The 20,911-nt window shown below is 64.6% G+C and carries 25 protein-coding genes; 14 read left to right on the forward strand and 11 right to left on the reverse strand.

Features of this window, described 5'->3' with window-relative positions; translation table 11 throughout:
- The first annotated feature begins 11 nt into the window (after positions 1–11).
- On the forward strand, positions 12–557 hold the full coding sequence (locus tag ABIC03_RS14665) for a cupin domain-containing protein (RefSeq protein ID WP_354058830.1): 546 nt from the start codon (positions 12–14) through the stop codon (positions 555–557).
- A gap of 46 nt (positions 558–603) precedes the next feature.
- On the opposite strand, the gene ABIC03_RS14670 is transcribed toward ABIC03_RS14665, so the two are convergent.
- The 4 genes from ABIC03_RS14670 to ABIC03_RS14685 form a co-directional block, all read right to left on the reverse strand.
- Entirely contained in the window at positions 604–2,010 is a 1,407-nt protein-coding gene (locus tag ABIC03_RS14670; RefSeq protein WP_502916925.1) for an MFS transporter, read from the reverse strand.
- Positions 2,011–2,172: 162 nt separating this feature from the next.
- Positions 2,173–2,334: a hypothetical protein gene (locus tag ABIC03_RS14675; RefSeq protein ID WP_275167956.1), complete on the reverse strand. Its 162-nt coding sequence runs from the start codon at positions 2,332–2,334 to the stop codon at positions 2,173–2,175.
- 89 nt (positions 2,335–2,423) lie between these two features.
- Positions 2,424–3,449, reverse strand: coding sequence for an aldo/keto reductase (locus ABIC03_RS14680; RefSeq protein ID WP_354058832.1), 1,026 nt, complete (start codon positions 3,447–3,449; stop codon positions 2,424–2,426).
- Between the two features lie 118 nt (positions 3,450–3,567).
- Positions 3,568–4,473 (reverse strand): LysR substrate-binding domain-containing protein, encoded by a 906-nt coding sequence (locus ABIC03_RS14685; RefSeq protein ID WP_354058833.1) that lies wholly within the window; start codon positions 4,471–4,473, stop codon positions 3,568–3,570.
- Positions 4,474–4,694: 221 nt separating this feature from the next.
- On the opposite strand from ABIC03_RS14685, the gene ABIC03_RS14690 reads away from it, so the two are divergent.
- Together ABIC03_RS14690 and ABIC03_RS14695 are read left to right on the forward strand one after the other, a co-directional pair.
- Positions 4,695–6,017 carry an aspartate aminotransferase family protein gene (locus ABIC03_RS14690; protein ID WP_354058834.1) on the forward strand — a complete coding sequence of 441 codons (1,323 nt, stop codon included), beginning with the start codon at positions 4,695–4,697 and terminating at the stop codon, positions 6,015–6,017.
- A 19-nt stretch (positions 6,018–6,036) separates the two neighbouring features.
- Positions 6,037–6,939, forward strand: a complete 903-nt coding sequence (locus ABIC03_RS14695) for an amino acid ABC transporter substrate-binding protein (RefSeq protein WP_354058835.1) — start codon at positions 6,037–6,039, stop codon at positions 6,937–6,939.
- 24 nt (positions 6,940–6,963) lie between these two features.
- Here ABIC03_RS14695 and ABIC03_RS14700 read toward each other — a convergent pair whose 3' ends face one another.
- Positions 6,964–7,920 (reverse strand): AraC-like ligand-binding domain-containing protein, encoded by a 957-nt coding sequence (locus tag ABIC03_RS14700; RefSeq protein ID WP_354058836.1) that lies wholly within the window; start codon positions 7,918–7,920, stop codon positions 6,964–6,966.
- A 197-nt stretch (positions 7,921–8,117) separates the two neighbouring features.
- Between ABIC03_RS14700 and ABIC03_RS14705 the strand changes: the two genes are divergently transcribed.
- A complete protein-coding gene (locus ABIC03_RS14705) occupies positions 8,118–9,134 on the forward strand; it encodes a carbon-nitrogen hydrolase family protein (RefSeq protein ID WP_354058837.1) in 1,017 nt (338 codons plus the stop codon).
- 27 nt (positions 9,135–9,161) lie between these two features.
- The gene (locus ABIC03_RS14710) at positions 9,162–10,202 is read left to right on the forward strand and encodes a phenylacetaldoxime dehydratase family protein (RefSeq protein ID WP_354058838.1); all 1,041 of its coding nucleotides are present in this window, start codon (positions 9,162–9,164) and stop codon (positions 10,200–10,202) included.
- A 4-nt stretch (positions 10,203–10,206) separates the two neighbouring features.
- Here ABIC03_RS14710 and ABIC03_RS14715 read toward each other — a convergent pair whose 3' ends face one another.
- Positions 10,207–10,845: an HAD family hydrolase gene (locus ABIC03_RS14715; protein ID WP_354058839.1), complete on the reverse strand. Its 639-nt coding sequence runs from the start codon at positions 10,843–10,845 to the stop codon at positions 10,207–10,209.
- A 233-nt stretch (positions 10,846–11,078) separates the two neighbouring features.
- Between ABIC03_RS14715 and ABIC03_RS14720 the strand changes: the two genes are divergently transcribed.
- The gene (locus tag ABIC03_RS14720) at positions 11,079–11,375 is read left to right on the forward strand and encodes a hypothetical protein (protein ID WP_354058840.1); all 297 of its coding nucleotides are present in this window, start codon (positions 11,079–11,081) and stop codon (positions 11,373–11,375) included.
- A gap of 79 nt (positions 11,376–11,454) precedes the next feature.
- Positions 11,455–11,655, forward strand: a complete 201-nt coding sequence (locus tag ABIC03_RS14725; protein WP_275167947.1) for a hypothetical protein — start codon at positions 11,455–11,457, stop codon at positions 11,653–11,655.
- A gap of 55 nt (positions 11,656–11,710) precedes the next feature.
- Here the strand turns inward: ABIC03_RS14725 and ABIC03_RS14730 are convergent, their stop codons facing one another.
- Positions 11,711–12,751: a TRAP transporter substrate-binding protein gene (locus ABIC03_RS14730; protein ID WP_354058841.1), complete on the reverse strand. Its 1,041-nt coding sequence runs from the start codon at positions 12,749–12,751 to the stop codon at positions 11,711–11,713.
- Between the two features lie 114 nt (positions 12,752–12,865).
- On the opposite strand from ABIC03_RS14730, the gene ABIC03_RS14735 reads away from it, so the two are divergent.
- The 5 genes from ABIC03_RS14735 to tsaA all read left to right on the forward strand — a co-directional run bounded on the left by ABIC03_RS14735 (position 12,866) and on the right by tsaA (position 16,211).
- Positions 12,866–13,813 carry a transglycosylase SLT domain-containing protein gene (locus ABIC03_RS14735; RefSeq protein WP_354058842.1) on the forward strand — a complete coding sequence of 316 codons (948 nt, stop codon included), beginning with the start codon at positions 12,866–12,868 and terminating at the stop codon, positions 13,811–13,813.
- 130 nt (positions 13,814–13,943) lie between these two features.
- The gene (locus ABIC03_RS14740) at positions 13,944–14,498 is read left to right on the forward strand and encodes a hypothetical protein (protein ID WP_354058843.1); all 555 of its coding nucleotides are present in this window, start codon (positions 13,944–13,946) and stop codon (positions 14,496–14,498) included.
- 102 nt (positions 14,499–14,600) lie between these two features.
- Positions 14,601–15,341 carry an AzlC family ABC transporter permease gene (locus ABIC03_RS14745; RefSeq protein WP_354058844.1) on the forward strand — a complete coding sequence of 247 codons (741 nt, stop codon included), beginning with the start codon at positions 14,601–14,603 and terminating at the stop codon, positions 15,339–15,341.
- Positions 15,338–15,688, forward strand: coding sequence for an AzlD domain-containing protein (locus ABIC03_RS14750; RefSeq protein WP_354058845.1), 351 nt, complete (start codon positions 15,338–15,340; stop codon positions 15,686–15,688). The genes ABIC03_RS14745 and ABIC03_RS14750 overlap by 4 nt, the downstream gene beginning before the upstream one ends.
- 31 nt (positions 15,689–15,719) lie before the next feature.
- Positions 15,720–16,211 (forward strand): tRNA (N6-threonylcarbamoyladenosine(37)-N6)-methyltransferase TrmO, encoded by a 492-nt coding sequence (gene tsaA / locus ABIC03_RS14755; RefSeq protein ID WP_354058846.1) that lies wholly within the window; start codon positions 15,720–15,722, stop codon positions 16,209–16,211.
- A gap of 117 nt (positions 16,212–16,328) precedes the next feature.
- On the opposite strand, the gene ABIC03_RS14760 is transcribed toward tsaA, so the two are convergent.
- The 4 genes from ABIC03_RS14760 to ABIC03_RS14775 are packed head-to-tail and all read right to left on the reverse strand — an operon-like array spanning position 16,329 to position 19,325.
- Positions 16,329–16,757: an HIT family protein gene (locus ABIC03_RS14760; RefSeq protein ID WP_275167941.1), complete on the reverse strand. Its 429-nt coding sequence runs from the start codon at positions 16,755–16,757 to the stop codon at positions 16,329–16,331.
- Between the two features lie 52 nt (positions 16,758–16,809).
- Positions 16,810–18,051, reverse strand: a complete 1,242-nt coding sequence (locus tag ABIC03_RS14765; RefSeq protein ID WP_354059650.1) for a GNAT family N-acetyltransferase — start codon at positions 18,049–18,051, stop codon at positions 16,810–16,812.
- Between the two features lie 54 nt (positions 18,052–18,105).
- Positions 18,106–18,852, reverse strand: coding sequence for a glycerophosphodiester phosphodiesterase (locus ABIC03_RS14770; RefSeq protein WP_354058847.1), 747 nt, complete (start codon positions 18,850–18,852; stop codon positions 18,106–18,108).
- Positions 18,853–18,857: 5 nt separating this feature from the next.
- The gene (locus ABIC03_RS14775; RefSeq protein ID WP_007611287.1) at positions 18,858–19,325 is read right to left on the reverse strand and encodes a RidA family protein; all 468 of its coding nucleotides are present in this window, start codon (positions 19,323–19,325) and stop codon (positions 18,858–18,860) included.
- 234 nt (positions 19,326–19,559) lie between these two features.
- On the opposite strand from ABIC03_RS14775, the gene ABIC03_RS14780 reads away from it, so the two are divergent.
- Positions 19,560–20,405 carry a cell envelope integrity EipB family protein gene (locus tag ABIC03_RS14780; RefSeq protein ID WP_275167938.1) on the forward strand — a complete coding sequence of 282 codons (846 nt, stop codon included), beginning with the start codon at positions 19,560–19,562 and terminating at the stop codon, positions 20,403–20,405.
- A gap of 66 nt (positions 20,406–20,471) precedes the next feature.
- Positions 20,472–20,873 (forward strand): RidA family protein, encoded by a 402-nt coding sequence (locus ABIC03_RS14785; protein WP_007603265.1) that lies wholly within the window; start codon positions 20,472–20,474, stop codon positions 20,871–20,873.
- Positions 20,874–20,911: the final 38 nt, after the last annotated feature.

The following is a 20,911-nucleotide window of genomic DNA, read 5'->3' on the forward strand; positions in this document are numbered from 1 at the left end:
GAAGATCCGGTATGACCAACACGCCTTCTGCAAACTCGTCGTCAGCTTCCTCGATCCCCGCCGACGATCCCGGCCGCGCCCTGACGGTCGCCGATCCCGACGGCGCTGACGTGCCGCATATCTCTGTGGCCGGCGGCACCTACACGGTCCTGGTGTCGGGCGCGCAGACCGCAGGACGCTATTGCCTGGTCGACATGCTGGTGCCCGCCGGCGGCGGGCCCCCGCCGCATCGCCACGACTTCGAGGAAATGTTCACGCTGCTCGAAGGCGAACTTGAATTCACCTTTCGCGGTAAGTCCCATACCGTAAGTGCGGGGGCGACGGTCAACGTTCCGGCCAACGCGCCGCACGCGTTCAAGAATGTGTCCGGCAAGACGGCCCGTATGCTCTGCATGTGCACGCCAGCGGGACAGGACGAATTCTTCCTGGCGGTTGGCTTTCCCGTCGAAAGCCGCACATCGCCACCGCCGAAGCCGACCCCGGAAGAAATGGCTGAGAAGGGTAGGCTGATCGCAGCACTGCTGCCGAAATATCGCACCGAGATGGTGAAGATGTGAGGCGCGGCGGACGCAGCCGAAATCGGCCTTCCCAAATGGTCACGCGCTATTCGCCGCGCAGGCGCTGGTCGTCTTGCACGCGAACATGCTCGGCGCCGCGCGCGCCCGCGGGCGACAGCCGCAACATGCTCAGCGCCGCGCCGCAGAGCGCGAAGCCGACGCCGGTCAGCAACGCGATCCTGGTTCCCTCGATCGGATAGCGGCCGAGGAACAGCGCGACCAGCGCTGCGCCGGTGGTCTGCCCAAGCAGCCGCGCCGTCCCGAGCATGCCGCTGGCACCGCCGGCACGCTCGCGCGGGGCGGCCGCGATCATGGTGCGGTTGTTCGGGGTCTGGAACAGGCCGAAGCCGGCGCCGGCCAGCGCCATCCGCCAGATCACGTCGAGCGGCGTCGGCGCCGCCGGCAGCAAGGCGAGCGCAGCGAGGCCGCAGGCGAACAGCGTGAGCCCGATGCCGCCGAGCAGGCCGGCCGGATAATGCTCGACCAGGCGACCGGCGAGGGGTGCTGCGAACGCCACCGCGATCGGCCACGGCGTGATCAAGAGACCCATATGCACCGCCGAATAGCCGAAGCGGCTCTGGAGGTAGAAGGGGATCGCAACGAAGGCCAGCATCTGCCCGCAGAACGAGGCGATCGAGGTCGCAATCGACAGGGCGAACACCGGAATGCGCAACAGGTCGATCGGCAGCAGCGGCGAGGCCATGTGGGTCTCGCGGTAGATCAGCAGTGCGCCGGCGACGAGCGCGATGGCGAACTGCGCGAGGCAGGTGATCGCCGCTTCGCCATGACCGACGCTATCGACGGCCGCGATGCCGACGCCGAAAGTGATCGCGGACAGTCCCGCGCTCTGCCAGTCGAAGGAATGGCTCGCAGGCCTGGTGTGCGGAAGGCTGCGCAGGCCCAGTACCAATGTCACCGCGCCGAGCGGGACGTTGATGGCGAACAGCCAGGGCCAGCTGCCGAACGCCAGGATACCGGCGGCGAGCGTCGGGCCAACCGCGGCTGAGAAGGCGACGACGAGAGCGTTGAGTCCGATGCCGCGGCCGAGCTGGCTGCGTGGGTAAGTGAAACGCACCAGCGCTGCGTTGACGCTCATGATACCGGCCGCGCCGAACCCCTGCACGATGCGGGCAATCGTGAGGAGCGGCAGCGTATGCGCCAGCGCGCAGAATGCGGAGGCAAGCGTGAACAGCACCAGGCCGACCAGATAGACGCGGCGATAGCCGACGATCTCGCCGAGCGAAGCCAGCGGCAGCAGCGAGATGGTGATCGCGAGCTGGTAGCCGTTGACGATCCAGATCGAGAACGCCGGGCTGGCGTCTAGGTCGGCCGCGATCGTCGGCAGCGCGACGTTGGCGATGGCGCTGTCGACCACTGCCATGATGATGCCGAGCGCAATGGTCAGGACCGCCTGGCTGCGCTGCGGCTGCGGCAGGCCGTCGGCGTACTCCATTTGGGTTGGCGACATGATGGCGGCGTGCTTGATTCGAGCCGTGGTTCGTCTCCGGACTAGAAAATTGCGAGATGCATCGCAACCCGGCAGGATACGGGCGGTTCCTGCGCCGGGAGCGGGTCTCCCGGCACCGCGGGCATGGGTCGGGACGCCCTCGCGGGCTCACCAGCGCGAGGTCGACTTCCCGAACACATAGAGCGCGACGAGCCCAACCGTCACCGCGGTCGAGACGATCAGGATGGTCCGATCCCGATCAATCCCGCTCCGCTCGGCGCGCTTGAGATTGAGAGCGGTGAACAGGGCCTTCATGGCAAATCGGCGCATCGGGCTGCCTCGCGGGTGCGCACGATGCCACTGTCGGCGCGGACCAGCTTGATGCAGCTCAAGCCGGCCCTGCGCCGCGCGCCCGGTCGCTAAACCGGCGGCGGATTGCGGTCACTAAAGGCCGTGCGCTGGTGCCAGTAAGGATAGGGCAGCGTCACCTTGCTGGCCGCATCGAGCTTTGCGATCTGGTCCTGGGTCAATGACCAGCCGACTGCGCCGAGATTTTCGCGCAGCTGCGTCTCGTTGCGCGCGCCGATGATCAGGGTCGAGACGGTCGGACGCTGCAGCAGCCAGTTCAGCGCGATCTGCGAGACGCTCTTGCCGGTTTCCTTGGCGACCTCGTCGATCGCATCGACGACGCGATAGACGTGCTCGTCCGGCACGGGCGGGCCGAACTCGGCCGTCTTGGGCAAGCGGCTTACGTCAGGCTTTGGCTGGCCGCGGCGGATCTTTCCGGTGAGGCGTCCCCATCCGAGCGGCGACCAGACCACTGCGCCGAGGCCCTGGTCGAGGCCGAGCGGCATCAGCTCCCATTCGTAGTCGCGTCCGATCAGTGAGTAATAGGTCTGGTTGGCGACGTAGCGCGGGAAGCCATGCTTGTCGGCAACGCCGAGCGATTTCATCAGGTGCCAACCCGAAAAGTTCGACACGCCGACGTAGCGGATCTTGCCGGCGCGCACGAGCACGTCGAGAGTCGCGAGCACCTCTTCAGGCGGGGTGAAGGCGTCGAAGCCGTGGAGCTGGAACAGGTCGATGTAATCGGTTCCGAGCCGGTTCAGCGAAGCATCGATGGCCGTGAGCAGATGCTGCCGCGACGATCCGATGTCGTTGGGGCCGTCGCCAAAGCGGAACGTCGCCTTGGTCGAGACCAAAACCTTGTCGCGGCGGCCCTTGATGGCCTCGCCGAGAACGCGCTCGGACTCACCGAGCGAATAGACGTTCGCGGTGTCGAACATCGAGACGCCGGCATCGAGACAGATATCCAGAAGGCGCCGCGCTTCGGTCGCGTCAGTGGTGCCCCATGCAGCGAGACGGCCAACGCCGCCGAAGGTACCGGTCCCAAGACTCAAGGCGGGCACCATGAGGCCCGAGCGGCCCAGGCGTCGGTATTCCATCGATATGCTCCTTGGCTGGCCGCTGATTGATCCCCGCGACCCGGTGCCGGATGGTAGAGCAAGCACGCGCCGTGTCCTATTGCGTGCTCACATAGCGGCTCTGCTGGGGCCGCACGCGTTACGCCACGATTGTCCCCTTCAAATTCGCAGCCGTGATCTTCGCGCGCAGCCAGGCTTCGAACGCGTCGACATGGCCGCGGCCTTTGGCCTCGGCGGACCGCACGAGATAATAAGACACGGTCTCGACCTCGAATTGGGGCTGACGGAACGGCGCGACTAGGGTGCCCTTTTCCAGCTCGTCGGCGGCGAGGATCTCGCTCTCCAGGACGACGCCGAGACCTTCGACAGCGGCGTCGATGGCCATGGTGGATCGATCGAACCACAATTCGTGGCGTGCCTTGATCGTCGTGCCGACAACCTTTCGCAGATAGTCGGTCCAGGTCAGCGCGTTCGACGAATGAATCAACGTGGCGCGGGCAAGATCGCCGGGCTCGTGAAGTCCGAGTTGCTCGATCAGAAGCGGGCTACAGAGCGGACGCAGACGCTCAGCCAGAAGCGGCTCGATCTGCCGGTCGTTGAGGACGGGCGGGCGTCCGTAGGCGATGGCGAGATCGAAGCGAATGGTATCGAGGTCGCGCAAGTCGGCGATAGTCGACAGCCTGATCCCGATCTCCGGATGCTCGCCGATGAAATTCCCGATCCGCGGCTGGAGCCATTTGGCGGCAAAGCTCGGGCCGATCGCGATGAACAGATGATTGCGCTGCGACTGCGGCGCGACCAGCCGCGTCGCGCCCATGATCATTCCGAATGCGCGCTCGATCTCGGCGGCATAGACGCGGCCGGCATTGGTGAGCACCGCGCGGCCGGCGTGCCGCGAAAAAACACGAACGCCGAGGAAATCCTCCAACTTCTGGATGTGGTGGCTGATCGCGGAGGGCGTAACCCCGAGCTCCTCTGCGGCGCGGCTGAAGCTGCCGTGGCGCGAAGCGGCTTCGAATGCCGACAGCGCCTTGAGCGGCGGCATTCTCGACCGCGGTGTTGACTCCACCTCATCGGCTGCTGAGTTTTTTGAACTGGCGCCCATCATGTCTGCCCGGTACGAATTTATCCGTTGCTCAGGCAATTCTTGTACCGCAAACGCCCTGAAGCAACAGCTTCGTGCCCCAAAAGACCGACCCGATAACGGCGAGTGCATCGCCACACCGCACGGCTGTGCGGCGGATGCCGCTTGCCCGAGGAGAACCCATGACTTCAGCGCTGAAACAGGCCGCCGACGAATTCCTCGTCCGCTATGGCGGAGACGTGTTTCCGAACCTCTTCACCTCGGCGAAGGGGACGATCGTGACCGACAGCGATGGGCGCGATTATCTCGATTTCACCTCGGGCCAGATGTGCGCCACCATCGGCCACAACCATCCGGCTATCGTCGCGGCGGTGGAGAGTGCAGGGAAGAAGGCCTTCCATCTCTTCAGCGGGATGATCCCCGAAGTGGTCGCCGAGCTCGCCCAGGTGCTGGCGAGGGATTGGCTGCCCGGGGATCTCAAACGCTCGATCTTCATCAATACCGGTTCGGAAGCAACGGAAGTCGCGCTCCGGATGGCCAAGATGTACACCGGCGGCTACGAGGTGCTCGTTCTCGGCGGCTCGTGGCACGGCATCACCGGCGGTGCCGCATCGGTCTCGATGGCAAGCGACCGCAAGGGATATGGCGTGCCGCCGCCCGGCGTGTTCGTCATCCCGGAGCCGAACGCCTTCCGGCCCTACATCGCAAAGGGCAGCGAGGACGAGTCTGCGCTCGCCAATCTCGAACTCGCCCTGAAGATGTTCGACATGCAGTCGAGCGGGAGGGGTGCTGCGATCATCGCGGAGCCCGTGATCAGCGCCGGCGGCGTGCTGGTGCCGCCGAAGGCGTTCATGGAGGCCCTGCGAAAGGCGGCTGATGAACGCGGCATGCTGCTGATCTTCGACGAGGCCCAGACTGCTTTCGGGCGTATCGGCAAGAAGACGGGATCCGAATATTTCGGGGTCGTTCCGGATATCATGACCATGTCGAAGACGCTCGGCGGTGGGCTTCCGCTTGCGGCGGTATCGACCACCGAGGCGATCGAGAGCAAGCTCCACGAGGATCACTTTACTTATTACACCAGCCACGTCTCCGATCCCTTGCTTGCCGAGGTCGGGCTCGCGGTGCTGCGCGTGATCACTGAGGAGAAACTTGTCGCACGCGCCAACGAGATGGGTGCCTACCTGCGAGGCCGGTTCGAAGGGCTCCAGCAGAAATACGAGCAGATCGGCGACATCAGGGGCATGGGCCTTCTGCTTGGCGTCGAGCTGGTCAGTGATCGCAACAGCCGACGCCCAGCCCACCAGCTTGGCGGCCTCACCACGAAGAAGTGCTTCGAGTACGGGCTGAGCATGAACATCCGCCGCCGCCCCGAGCGCGGATCGGTGTGGCGTATCGCGCCGCCGTTGACCGTCTCGACCGAGGAGATCGATCGCGCCGTTGAGATCCTTGATCGGGCTTTGAGAGAAAGTCTCGACGAGCTGTCGCGAAATCCCACTGCTTAGCAACTGGTTGGAGGCTGACATGATCCGCGTACACGCGCCGAAGCTCGCCATTGCCGTCGCATCACTCGCGCTGCTCGAAATGGGGGCCGCACAAGCGGCGAGTCCGACTTTGGAAAAGATCAGGGAGGTCGGCAAGATCAGCTTCGGCTACCGCGAGGCGTCGATTCCGTTCGCCTTTCTCGGAGCAGATCAGAAACCGACCGGGCTCTCGCTCGACCTCTGTGCCGCAGTGGCCGACAAGGTCAAGGTCATGTTGCAGCGGCTCGAACTGGAGATCGAATACGTTCCGGTGAATGCGTCCAATCGCATCCCGCTGCTCCAGAACAGTACCATCGACGTCGAGTGCGGCAGCACGACCAATACGGCCGAACGGCAAAAGCAGGTGGCGTTCTCCGTTGCGACCTATGTGGCATCGCCGCGCTGGCTGGTGTCGGCCTCGTCGCAGCTGATGGAGCCGAAAGGACTTGACGGGCAGACGGTCGTCATCACGCAGGGCTCGCTGAATTTCGGGGTCGCCAAGAAGCTCCTCGATGACCAGAAGCTGAATGTGACGATCGTCCAGGCCAAGGACCACGCCGAGTCGCTCCTCATGCTGGGAACGGGTCGCGCCACGGCGTGGTTCGAGGACGATATCCTGGTTGCCGGTCTCGTCGCGAACGCCTCCGATCCCAGGGTTTTCCGGATGTTGGCGGCCACCTATGCGCCTTCTTACTATGGGCTAGTGACCCGCAGGGAAGATCCCGAGTTCAAGGCCGTCGTCGATGCCGCGATCAAGGAGAAGATGGTGTCCGGTGAATTCGGGAGGCTCTACGCGAAGTGGTTCGAGTCGCCGATTCCGCCGAAAGGGCAGAACCTCCAGCTTCCCATGAGCGAAGCGATGAAGGCCCGCGTCGCGCCCCCCAGCGATGCGCTTGTGCCGTAGGCGATGCTCTCGGCAAACCTTGCGTCAATGCCGCGACTGGCTCTGCCGGAAGTCGCGCGGTGACATCCCGAAATGCTCGCGGAAGACGCGGCCGAAATGCGAGACGTCGTTGAAGCCCCAGGCAAAGGCGATTTCGCTGATGTGGCGGTGGGCGAGTACGGGGGAGGCGAGGTCGCGCCGACATTGAGTGAGGCGCTCACCGAGGACGTAGCGCTGGAACGAGGTGTCGGCGTCGGCGAGGAGATCGTTGACATAGCGGGAGGATATGCCGAGCGCCGCGGCGGTCTCGGACAGCGAGAGGTCGGGATCGGCAAGATGCGCCCGGATATGCGCCTTCAGCCGATAGAGCAGGGCCGAGCGATGGGTCGAGGACGGCAGCGGCGTCTTGCCCAGCCGCTCGCCTAGTGCCATCGCCAGGACATCGACGGCCTGTTCCGACAGAGCGGCGGCGTGGTGCGGATCGATCTGATCCGCGCTTTGGCAGAGCCGGTAGATAAAATCGTAGGCGATCCTCTGCAGCGGCGAGTCTGGTCCGAAAGCGCTGGCTGTCAGGGTTTCAGTCGCGCCGAGCCGGCGCTGCAGCATCTCGCGCGGTACCTTGAAGATGGTCTGCGTGAAGGTGCCGTCGAACTTCAGCTCGTAGGGACGGGTGGTGTCGTAGAGTGCAAACTCTCCCGGATGCACCACGGCCTCGCGGCCGTCCTGCACCACGCCGCCGGTGCCGCGATTGCCGAGCGCGATCAGGATGAAATCCTGATCCGAGCGCGCGATGCGCGAGGGCGTGCGCAACACGTGCTGACGGTCGGAGCAGACCTCGGAGCATTCCGCCTTGCCCAGTGGCGCCCGGGTGACCGAGCCACGAAAGGCGCTGCCAAGATCTGACTTGCAGTCGAGCCCGACGAAGACGTCGCAAACGATATCCTGCCAGAGCGCAAGCCGACGATGGCCTGGGCTGTCGTCCGTGGTGAACTGGATTGGCATCTGCAGAGCCTCCCTTTCACATCCCGCAAAATCGCGTGTTGGCGCAGGTCCCGCCTGACGGAGGCAAATCCCGTACCGGGTCGGCGAATCCGTCCGGTCGAGTTTTTGTTCCGCCGCGGTCGAGCGCCCGCCGTCCGGCTCTGGCCCAATAGACTGCATCGGACCTGGCTTCCGATCAACCGGCAAGGGAGGCGGCAATGGGCATCGAACATCCGAAATACAAGGTCGCGGTGGTGCAGGCGGCGCCCGCCTGGCTCGATCTCGACGCCTCGATCGACAAGTCGATCGCCCTGATCAAGGAGGCCGCCGAGAAGGGCGCCAAGCTGATCGCCTTTCCGGAGGCCTTCATCCCCGGTTACCCCTGGCACATCTGGATGGATTCGCCGGCCTGGGCCATCGGCCGCGGCTTCGTGCAGCGTTATTTCGACAATTCGCTGTCCTATGACAGTCCGCAGGCCGACCGGCTGCGCGACGCCGTGCGCAAGGCCAAGCTCACCGCCGTGTTGGGCCTGGCCGAGCGCGACGGCGGCAGTCTTTATCTGGCGCAATGGCTGATCGGGCCCGACGGCGAGACCATCGCGAAGCGCCGCAAGCTGCGGCCGACCCATGCCGAGCGCACGGTCTATGGCGAGGGCGACGGCAGCGATCTCGCCGTGCACGCGCGGTCCGACATCGGCCGCATCGGCGCACTGTGCTGCTGGGAGCATCTCCAGCCGCTGTCGAAATACGCGATGTACGCCCAGAACGAGCAGGTCCATGTCGCGGCCTGGCCGAGCTTTTCGCTCTACGATCCCTTCGCACCGGCGCTCGGCGCCGAGGTGAATAATGCCGCCTCGCGGGTCTATGCGGTCGAGGGCTCCTGCTTCGTGCTCGCCCCTTGCGCAACGGTCTCGCAAGCGATGATCGACGAACTCTGTGATCGGCCGGACAAGCATGCGCTGCTGCATGCCGGCGGTGGCTTCGCTGCGATCTACGGCCCCGATGGCAGCCAGATCGGCGACAAGCTCGCGCCGGACCAGGAGGGCCTCTTGATCGCCGAGATCGATCTTGGCGCCATCGGCGTCGCCAAGAATGCCGCTGATCCAGCCGGGCACTATTCGCGCCCCGACGTGACCCGGCTCCTGCTCAATAAGAAGCGATACCAGCGCGTCGAGCAGTTTGCGCTGCCGGTGGACACCGTCGAGCCCACGGACATTGCCGCGGCGGCGAGCTGATCGCCGGAATCGAGGGGAGGCACGCTCATGGAATCCGCAATTCCTCTGCATCTCGAGACCCCGCGCACGCGCCACAAGCGCGTGCCGGACGATTACCAGCCGCCATACCCGTCCTTCGTGGCGCGCTATAAGCCTGCGGTGAACCGGGTCGTGATGGCCTATTTCGGCCTTCAATATCGCGGCACGGCGCCGGCGGCTGCGACGGACGCGCTCTCTGAAATCGCGGTGCGGTTTGCCGCGGAAGGCGGGCCTTCGCATTGGGACCGCGCGCAATATGTTGATCAGGCCGGCTACGAGAACGTCGTCTCGGTGGCCTATTGGGACGACATTGCGCGGTTCGACAAATGGTTTGCTCCGGCGCGCGAGGCCTGGACCGGAAAGGCGCCCGAGGGCATCGGCGCTTTCATCGAGGTGCTGCGCCCCACGGTGGCGCGGCACGAGACGCTGTTTTCCTCGCTCGGCCGGCCTGAGGGCGTCGCCGCAATCGCCGGCGGAATGAGCGGCGAGGTGCAGGAGCACGCCTATTGGGGCGGCATGCGCGACCGCATCCCGCTGTCGCAGACCGATCCGATGTCGCCCGGCGGCAATCCCGAATTGATCCGCGACGGGGCGCGGCTGCGCGTGCAGGCGCACGACAATCTCTGCCTGATCCGATCAGGCCAGGATTGGAGCGATACCGAGTCGTCGGAGCGAAAGCTCTATCTGGACGACGTCGAACCGGTGTTGCGCGAGGGCATGGACTTCCTGCGCGATGACGGCCTCGGCATCGGCTGCTACGCCAACCGTTACATGCGCGTGCTTGCAGCCGACGGGGACGTGAGTGAAAAGTCCTACGGTCAAAGCTGGTGGAAGAGCCTGGCGGCGCTGGAGCGGTGGGCGGAATCGCATCCGACCCACGTCAGGATATTCGGCGCCGCGATGAAGTACCTGTCGACGCTCGGCCCCTCGGCAAAACTGCGGCTCTACCACGAGGTCACCGTGGCTGCTGCCGACGAGCAGTTCTTCGAGTACCTCAACTGTCACGCCAAGACCGGCATGCTGGCGGCGGTGGAGACCGTCAGCGCTTGATCGACTAGAGCACGCAATGGCCGAGCAGCTCGGGATGCGCCGCGCAGATGTGATGCGCGCCGGCGTCCCGCAGTTCGGCCTCGCTGCCGTAGCCATAGAGCACGCCGATCGCGGTCATGCCGTTGGTGCGGGCGCCGACCACGTCATGGCTGCGGTCGCCGATCATGATCGCGCTGGCGGGATCGACCTTGGTTTCGCCGAGCGCGTAGCGCAGCAGGTCGCGCTTGTCGACGCGCGTGCCGTCGAGCTCGGAGCCGAATACTCGCTCGAAATACGGTTTTAGGCCAAAATGCTCGACGATACGGGTGGCGTAGACCGCGGGCTTGCTGGTCGCCACGAACATGCGCGGTGTTGTCGCGGCAAGCGTTGTCAGCGTATCCATGATGCCGGCATAGGCCTCGTTCTCGAACAAGCCGACATCGCTGAAGCGTTCGCGATAGAGCAGCAGCGCCCGGTCGGCGAGTTCCGCGCTGCCCGTGAGCTTTTGCAGGCTGGCATGCAGCGGCGGCCCGATGCACCAGGTCAACTCGTCCTCGCTCGGCACCGCGACGTTGAGCCGCTCCAGGGCGTACTGGATCGAGCGCGTGATCCCGGGCTTCGGGTTGGTCAGCGTGCCGTCGAGATCGAAATAGAGTGTCACCATATTGCCGTGCCGGTGTTGATACCGCCGCCTATTGCCAGACCTAAACGAGGCCGCGGACCAAGGCAAACGCGCAACCATTGTCACGCCGAAATCCGGCCCTCCTGATATTGCGTATCCCTTAAAGCTCGCTATTCGCGGGAGGGAAGCGTAGGGTGGCGCCATCACCGCCTTTCATTGGCATCGACCGGTGACTGAGGGTCACCAGCGCTCCCGCCGACTCAGCAGGAGCGTGTATGGCCAGACTTCGTTTGGTTGATTGGATTCGCCGGAGAGCGCTTCTCGTCGCATTGATGCTTGCCACATTGATGCTTGTCACTCTGTCGCAAGGCGCTGTCGCGGCAGGGCCGGACTGCCGGGCGATCGAAAGCACGAGCGGACGTCTCGCCTGCTATGATGCTGCGTTTCCGCCGAAGGAAAAAAAGCCTGCTGCTGCGGAGAACGATGGATCCCGTGCTGCCTACAAGGACCCGTTCGTGGCGGAAGAGGCCAGAACCGCAGCGAAGCTGAAGAACATCTGTCGCGGCTGTTGAGGGGTGCTCGTTCGCCGCGTTCTCGTTCATCGGCGAGTCCGAACGAGAGATCGAGACGAATTTTTTCAGGAGAGGCCGGATGAGCGAGCGACTTGAAACTCTGAAGAAGGCCCGTGATCGCATGATCGAGGACAGGGACGCGCATGCGAAAGTGCTGGCCGCTCCCTTTGTGCGCGACACGGCCGAGCGCGCGCGCAACAAGTTTATCGAGATCCAGGCGCTGATCGATGCCCTCGACCGCGCCATCCGGGGCGAAATCTCGGTTCCGGTCAAAAACTAAGGCAGTAGGCAGCGACACCAGCGGAGCGTTCATTGCTGATGCCGCTAGCGCTCCCTCATTGCTGTCTCGCCCATTCGACGATGGCGGTCGCCTCCGCGCCTGCCCGGGTTTCCCAGGCGGCGATCGCGTCCTTTGCTGCCTTCCGCAGCTCCGTGACAAGGAACGCAGGCGCCGGCTCGGCGATATGGACGCCATTGTCGCGCATGCGCGCATAGTTCTCGATGGTGCGGTGGGTCAGTAGCGCGAGCTGGCTCTGTTCTGTCTCGGCCGCCGCGGCCAGCACCTCGCGCTGCATCGGCTCGGACAGTTCGGCAAAGGCGTCGCTGCGGACGAAGGCGATCGAGATCGGCATCGCGTAGTTGATGGCCGTGAAGTGCGGCAGGAAGTCCCACAGCTTGCGCCCCGCGCCGCCGTCGCCGGAGGTGAGGAAGGCATTCAGCCGGTGCTCCTTCAGTCCGGCGAGCGCGGCGTCCATCGGCAGGAATTGTGCGTTCGCGCCGGCCGCGCGCATGACCTCGGTGGAATTGGCATCGTAGGTTCGCAAGTTCAGATTCGGCAAATCGTCGGCACCTTCGAGCGACCGCTCCGTCCAGAGGCCCGTGGCCGGCCAGATCGTCACATAGAGCAGCTTGAGGCCGCGCGCCGCGAGCGCCTTTTCATAGAGTGGCCGCGCCCGCAGATTGATAGCGCGGGCGAGATCCAACGATTGCACCAGAAAGGGCAGGGTGGACAATCCGAGCACAGGGTCGAGGCCCGAGAGCGCGCCCGCGAAGGCATCGCCGCCCGCGATCCGGCCGTCCAGCGCCGCGCGCGGCATCTCGCCCGAGTTGATCTTGAGCTGGTTGTCGAAGGCGTTCGTCACGGTCACGAAACCGTGGGTACGCTCGGAGACGCGGCTGGCGAAGGTCGTGAGTCCAATCCCGGAGATGTTATTTTCGGGGTATTCCGTGGTCATCCGCCAAGTGACTTGAGATGTGACTTGAGACGTCACCTGCGCGGCGGCTGGCGCGACGTTCAGGATGAGTGCGACGAGGACAAGGATCGCGCGGATCCGTTTGGCGGGGTAAGGCATTGGGAGAAGCAGGTCAGGCAGCATATATTGGCGACTCGTCAAACCATGGCACGATGCCACAACATTGTTGATCGCACTGTCGCATGCCGCGCCGAGGCGCGCCACCATCATGCCTGCACAGGATGGGTGCAGATTGCGATGTGCGTCATCCCCGCGTTGCTTGTCTTGGCGACACAGGCCGCGGCATGGGACAGTTCGCCCGCCAAGACCGATGTCGCCGTCCCCAGCGTCGAAGAGCTCGCGATGCCACCGGCGAAGCCCGCGGATGCGCGCGAGAACGATACGCGGGAGTCGATCTGCCTGATTATCGAGGCCGCGGCGCGCGATGCCAATCTGCCGCTGGAGTTCTTCGCCCGGGTTATCTGGCAGGAGAGCCGCTTTCAGACCGACGCGGTTGGCCCGGTGACGCGCAGCGGCGAGCGGGCGCAGGGGATCGCGCAATTCATGCCGGGCACCGCGAGCGAGCGCGGGCTGCTCAATCCGTTCAATCCGGTGCAGGCGCTGCCGAAGTCGGCGGAATTCCTGAATGAGCTGCGCAACCAGTTCGGCAATCTCGGCCTGGCGGCGGCCGCCTACAATGCCGGGCCGCGGCGGGTGCAGGAATGGCTCGCCGGCACCGGCGGCATGCCGGAGCAGACCCGCAATTACGTTCTTGCCATCACTGGCACGAGCGTCGATGCCTGGGCCAAGGCAGGCGCGACCGGCAAGGGGCCGCCCAGCGCGCCACCGACAAGCTGCCGCGATCTGATGGCGCTGTTGAAGCGCGCGCCCAATGCCTTCGTCGCCGAGCTCGAGCAGCATGTGGAGCTCGCGGCTGCAAAGATATGGGGTGTGCAGCTCGCCGCGGGCTTTGACCGCAACCGGGCGCTGGCGATGTATTCCCGTGCGGTCACGCGGCTGAGCGCCGTGATCGGCGAACGTGATCCGAGCCTGCTCAGCTCGGTGATGCGCAGCCGCGGCACGCGCGCCTTCTACCAGGTTCGCATCGGCGCCGATACGCGGAGCGAGGCGGATGAACTCTGCGGTCGCATCCGCAAGGCCGGCGGGGCGTGCTTCGTGCTGAAGAATCGCGGTGTGACCGGGTAGGAGAGAGCTGGAGCTGCTCCGTGGTGAGGAGCGAGGTCAAGCATTGCTTGATCTTGCGCGTTGGATGCAACCGTGTGAAAGGACAATCGACGCGCGAACAGACCCGCGGAGAGTGGAGCTTCGGAACCTGATGCAGGTGATCGGCGACGCAACACCCGCAGATTCCGCCGGAACGGTCCAAAGAATTGCTCTGGCGTGCGCTTGTGTGGCGAGCCTAGTGCTCTGGCTTGCCTTGAATGCAGACTTCTCCAACGCTCTATTGTGGGCTGCGAAGCTGGAAGGGCATCCGATCAGCGGAACCGTCGGGGTGAGCAAGGTCGTCATCTGCCTCGGCTGGAGCTCGTTGGCGTTCTGGCTCATCTGCCACCGGTACCAGATAAGAATGACCGCCGTTTTGGCGCTGTTGGCGGTCACTCTCGTTGCCTGGATCGGCTCCAGCGTTGTCGACATCAAGTTTTTTGATCTGCCCGTCGCCAAACTGATTGTCCAGTCGGTGCCGCTTACGCTGTTGTACACTTTCAAGCTGCCATTGATCGCCATCGCTCTCGCATATTTCATCGTGACCAGGCGGGCGTCCATTCATGCTTTTGAACGGCTATCCTTGGCAGGCTCATTGGGCCCGTGTGCGATCATGGTGTGGACCGGCTTGTTCGATGTGATCTCTCCGGGCATCGCCTGGCGCTAGGCAACGTTGACGGTGCATGCCAGCCCCGCCGCGCGCTTCCTTGACGCAAGCCGCCGCATTGCCCGTTATGCGGGCACGATTCCTCATCCGGCCAAGACTCCCGTGGCACTTCCTCCGCTCGATTCACCTCAATGGCAAAGTCCCTGGCGCGCCTTTGTGTGGGGACTGCGCTCGATTACGCAGACGATCCTCACCCTCGTGCTGTTCGCGACCTATCTCGGCATCGGTGCGCTCGCCCACGACACACATTTCAGCCTGCTCTGGGCGCTCTGCTCGACGCTGTTCGTCTGGGCAGGTCCGGCGCAGATCATCCTGATCACCACGCTTGGCTCCGGCGCGACAATCGTCCAGTCCGCGATCGCGGTCACCGTCAGCGCCGTCCGCCTGTTTCCGATGGTGGTCTCGGTGCTGCCGCTGATGCGCACGCCGACGACCAAACGGCGCGAGCTGTTTTTCGCGGCGCATCTCACCGCGGTGACACTGTGGGTCGAATGCCATCGCTTCCTGCCGCAGGTGCCGCGTGAACGCCGGATCGCCTTCGTCAACGGACTTGGCTTCGGTCTTGTCTCGGTGTGTCTCACCGCCAACACGGTCGGCTATTTCCTTGCCGCCAATCTGACTCAGACGCTTGGGGCGGCGATCCTTTTGCTGACGCCGCTCTCCTTCCTGTTCTCGACCGCACGCAACAGCCGGGAGGTCGCCGACGTCGTCGCGCTGACGCTCGGGATCCTGCTCTATCCACTGGCCGCGAAGATGAACTCCGGCCTCGACATTCTCGTCAGCGGCCTCGTGGCTGGCACGATCGCCTATGGTGTGCATTGGTGGCGGGAGGTGCGCGCATGAGCTTTGCGCAACTCATTGGCGACTGGCACGCGCTGGCGGTGCTGTTCGTCGCCGGCGTTGTTCCCAACCAGATATGGCGCATGCTGGGCCTGTGGTTCGGGGGCGGCATCGACGAGGGCTCCGAGCTTCTGGTCTGGGTGCGGGCGGTCGCCACCGCGATCCTGGCCGGCGTCATCGCCCAGATCGTGGTCGAGCCGCCCGGGGCGCTTGCGAGTGTGCCGGATGCCTTACGCTACGGTGCGGTCGGCGCCGGCCTCGTCGTCTTCCTGCTGACCCGCCGCTCGATCTTCGCGGGCGTGGTCGCGGGCGAAGTCTTCATGCTGGCCGGCAAGTGGTGGTTGAGGTAAAACCGCCGGCGAACAGCAGGGAATTGGAAATATGGTTCGCGAAAACGAGCTCCGCGAGGGTGAAGTCTCTATCGAGCTGCCGCCGACGCAGGATGCCGGCCTCGTCTTCATCGGCCGCATCCGCACGCCCTGGAGCTCGCGGATGGAGACCCCGCGCCAGGGCCGGACAGACGGCCCGATATGCCGCCTCGAGATCTTCGAGCCGTTCGTGCCGGCGATCAAGGGTGTCGATTTCTACAGCAATCTCGAAGTGCTCTACTGGCTCGACAAGTCGCGCCGTGACATCATCTTGCAAAGCCCTAAGAACAACGAGAAGACCCGCGGCACGTTTTCGCTGCGCTCGCCGGTGCGCCCCAATCCGATCGGCACCTCCATCGTGAAGCTGGTCGGCATTGAGGGCAACGCGATTCTGGTGCGCGGGCTCGATTGCCTCGACAACACGCCGCTGATCGACATCAAGCCGGATCGTTGCGAGTTCACGCCGTTGGCCGCCCCGCAGCCGGGGGATTTCCAGACGGAGTAAGGGGCGCGCTCCGCCCCACCGTCATTGCGAGGAGCTCTTGCGACGAAGCAATCCAGACTGTAGCCGCGGAGGCAGTCTGGATTGCTTCGCTGCGCTCGCAATGACGGGTGGAGAGCGTCAGCCCGCCTTCAACGCTGCGATCAGCTTGGTCGCGTTCTCTTCCAGCACCTTGACGTCTTCCTTGCGGCTGGCGGGCGGAAGCATCGCCACGCCGTCGTGGCGCGGCATCACGTGCATGTGGAGATGAAACACCACCTGTCCGCCGGCCGCCTCGTTGAACTGCTGCACGGTGATGCCGTCAGCCCTAAACGCCGTCATCGCTGCGGCAGCGATCTTGTGCGCGCCGCGGGCGACATGGGCGTAGTCATCAGGCTTGATGTCGAGGATGTTGCGGGCAGGAGCTTTTGGAATCACCAGCGTGTGGCCCGGTACCCGCGGCATGATGTCGAGGAACGCGAGCACGTGCTCATCCTCGTAAACCTTGTGGCAGGAGAATTCGCCGCGCAGGATCTTCGCGAAGATGTTGTTGGGGTCGTAGGCTGTCATGGCGGCGGCTCCCTGGAATTTTGCGCTTACTGTCACCAGCCGCAACGAACCGTCAAGGCGCCTCGTCGGCGCCTTTGCGGAACGGGCCGAGCTCGGCCAGCTCCCGTCCGGCTTCCGCAACATAGGCGCGCTCGCGCTTGAGGTAATCGTCGATGGCGCGGCGCAAGCCCGGATCGGCGATGAAGTGAGCGGAGTGGGTGGTTCGCGGCAGGTAGCCGCGTGCGATCTTGTGCTCGCCTTGCGCGCCCGCTTCGACATTCCCCAGGCCGCGTTGGATGGCGAAGTCGATCGCCTGATAATAGCAGACCTCGAAATGCAGGAAGGGATGATGCTCGACCGCACCCCAGTTGCGGCCGAACAGCGTGTCCGAACCGATGAAGTTGATCGCGCCCGCGATCCAGCGATCGTTGCGGCGTGCCATGACCAGCAGCACGTCCTGGCTCATGGTCTCGCCGATCAGCGAAAAGAATTCCCGCGTCAGATATGGCCGGCCCCATTTGCGCGAGCCGGTCTCCATGTAGAACATGAAAAACGCATCCCATGCGTCTTCGGTGATGTCCTTGCCCGTGAGGCAGTGGATGGTGATCCCGGCAGCCAGCGCATCGCGCCGCTCGCGCTTGATCGATTTGCGGTGGCGGGAGTTCAGCGTCGCCAGGAAATCGTCGAAACTCGCAAAGCCCTCGTTGTGCCAGTGGAACTGCTGGTCGGTGCGCTGGAGGAAGCCGTGCTCGGCGAGCAGCTTCCACTCCGCCTCGCGCGCGAAAGTGACGTGCACCGAGGAAGCCTTGCTGACGCCGCACAGCGCCACCAGCCCGCTCGCCAGCGCCTCCGTGATGCGCTCGCCGTCGACGCCGTCGCGAACCAGCAGCCGCGGTCCCGTCGCCGGCGTGAAGGGAACTGAAACCTGCAGCTTCGGATAGTAACGCCCGCCGGCGCGCTCGTAGGCGTCCGCCCAGCCGCGGTCGAAGACGTATTCGCCTTGCGAGTGCGATTTCAGATAGCAGGGCACGACGCCGGCGACGCGGCCGTCGATCTTGGCCACGAGGTGCCGCGGCCCCCAGCCGGTGCGGATCGTTGCCGAACCCGATTTCTCAACGGCGGATAAAAACGCGTGGGAGACGAAAGGGTTATAGGCAGGCTTTGAGAGGCCGAGGGAATCGCCTGGAAGCCCGGATGAGGTTCCCTTGCCATGCCCGTTACAGGACTTGCCGGGATTGGCGCAGGCGTCCCAGTCGTCCGGCGATACTTCGCCAATGGAAGGTACGGCCTCAAGGGTGATTTCGGATGGTGCCATCATGCCCAAGATCGTGCATTGCAGCAGCGACTTCAAGAGTGGGGAACATCAAGCCTACGGCACGAAGCCCTCGAAGATCATCTGATCCGCATATTGTGTGACCCGCGTCCGTTGCTCGGTCGTACGCACGGTCCAGCCGAGCAGAGCGCAGCCGAACACATTGCGGGCGATCCAGGGGGCGGGGGCGGGCAGGTCGTCGACCCTGAAGGCGACGAAATCCGGCTGGGTCTGGAAGCCGTGGCGCAGGTACAGCATGTTGTCGCGCTGCTGCTGGGTCAGGTAAGCCCAGTATTCGTCCTCATAGCTCCGCTGCGCGACGATGCCGCGGGGGCGGGAGGGCAACAGCTCGCGCAGCGCCAGTACCTGGTCCGGGTCGAAGGACATGCCGACGGCGGGGCCGTCATAGGATGCCAGCACCTCGGCCATCCGCTTCACCAGCTTGCGGTCGCCGTCAAAATGGCTCTTGACCTCGATCACCAGCGGCACGCGGCCGGCGACCAGGCCGCAGAGATCGCTGAGCGACATCATCCGCTCGGCCGTGTCCTTGAAGGTGAGCGCCTTCAGCTCGGCGGCGGTCTTGTCGACCAGCGGCCCGGTGGTTTCGGTGAGGCGGCCGAGCGCATGATCGTGATGCACCATGGCCTCGCTGTCGGCGGAGAGCTGGATGTCGACCTCGATCGAGAAATTGCCCGCAATCGCGGCCTGTACCGCGCCCGGCATGTTCTCGACGATGCCGCGGGCAATGTCGTGCAGGCCGCGATGGGCGACCGGGCGGGCTGTCAGCCAATCAGGAGCGCGCATTCGCCTCAGGCGACCTCGAACACGCCTTCGACCTCGACCGCCGCATCCGCGGGCAGGGAGGCGACGCCGACGGTGGTGCGGGCATGGCGGCCCTTGTCACCGAAGGCAGCGACCATCAGGTCGGAGGCGCCGTTGAGGACCTTCGGCCCGTCCAGGAAGTCCGGCGCCGAGTTGATGAAGCCGCCGAGGCGCACCACGCGCACGACCTTGTCGAGGTCGCCGAGCGCCGCCTTGACCTGGGCCAGCAGGTTGACGGCGCAGCCGCGGGCGGCTGCGGCGCCGTCTTCGATGGTCACGCCGGCGCCGAGCTTGCCCTTGGCGATCAGCTTGCCGGCGGGATCGAAGCAAACCTGGCCCGAGACGAACAGCAGATTACCGGTGCGCACAAACGGCACGTAATTGGCTACCGGGGTGGGGGCCTCGTGTAGCTTGATGCCCTGTTCCGCCAGCTTCTGCTCGACCGTGCCCGCCATGTCCGACCCTCGTTGTCCAAAATCCATCCGCCCGGGCGCATCTGTTGCAGCGCGGGCGAGCCTGTTTCGCCCATCGTGCCGCCACATGCAAGCAACCCTCGGGGGTGGCAATTTGTTGAGGCGGGGCAGAAGGTTCAACCCAGGGGCCGCAACTTTACGTGAAACGGCCTCAGTTGCGACGCAATGGAACGGTCATTAAAATGTGGAATCTGCGCTTTCCCCAAGGGACCAGACATGCTGCACCTTTTCCGGACTTCGCTCGGTGTGACGGCGCTCGCGGCGGCCGCTCTCGGCCCCGGAGGCGGGGCGCTGGCCGCGAACGGTCCGTTCCTCGCGCATCAGGCGCTCTATGATTTGAGCCTGGTGAAATCGCGCTCCAATTCGATCAACAGCGCGCGCGGCCGCATCCTCTACAATTTCACGGGAAGTTCGTGCGAGGGCTACACCTCCGAATTCCGCCAGGTCTCCGAGCTCGACAGCGGCGAGGGCAAGGTCACGCTCAGCGACCTCCGCTCCAATTCCTGGGAGGACGCCGGCGGCAAAAGCTACCGTTTCAAGATCGAGACGCGGATGAACGAGGCAGATGCCGGCCGGGTCGACGGCTCGGCGGAGCGCGACGGCGACCACATCAACGTCAAGCTGAAGCTGCCGGCGCCGAAGAGCTTTACGCTCGACGGCAAGATCGTATTCCCGACCGAACAGATCCAGCGCATCATTGCCGCTGCCAAGGACGGCAAGTCGCTGCTCGAGCTCTCCGTCTATGACGGCTCCGACGATGGCCAGAAGGTCTACAACACGCTGACCGTGATCGGCCAGCCGATCCCGGCTGAACGCGAAGGCTCGCCCGATCCCTCAACGTCCGACGAGCACATGAAGTCGCTCAAGCGCTGGCCAGTCACCGTCAGCTATTTCGACCGTGAGGCCCAGCGGAAGGAAGGCGAGCAGACGCCGGTCTATGCGATGGCGTTCGAACTCTACGAGAACGGCGTCTCGCGCCAGCTTGTGCTCGATTACAACGATTTTGTGATTTCGGGCGCGATGGGCAAGTTCGACGCGAAGGACAGCAAGCCCTGCAATTGAGGGCTGGTCTGCACCGCGGTCTCTGGCTACGCTCCCTTCCAACCACAAACGTCCGGGAGGCCAGACATGCCCAAGCTCGATCATCTCCGCCCCAGCGGCCTGCATCACAATCCCGCCTATTCGCATGTCGTCACCGCCACCGGTGCGCGGACGATCTACATCTCCGGCCAGGTGTCAGTGGACGAGGAAGGGCGGATTGTCGGCGAGGGCGATCTGGCCGCGCAGACCACGCAGGTGATGCAGAATCTCGGGCATGCACTGAAAGCAGCCGGCGCGAGCTACGCCAATATCGTGAAGATCACGACCTTTGTCGTGAACTACAAGCCGGAACTGCGCCCGATCATCGGCAAGGCCCGCTCGGCCTTCTTCGAAGGCATGGAGCCGCCGGCCTCGACGCTCGTCGGCGTCTCGGCGCTCGCCGCGCCGGAATGGATGATCGAGATCGAGGCGGTCGCGGTCGCGGATTGAGGTCTTTCCCGTAGCCCGGATGGAGCGAAAGCGCAATC

This window comes from Bradyrhizobium sp. RT6a (assembly GCF_040547675.1).
Taxonomy (GTDB): domain Bacteria; phylum Pseudomonadota; class Alphaproteobacteria; order Rhizobiales; family Xanthobacteraceae; genus Bradyrhizobium.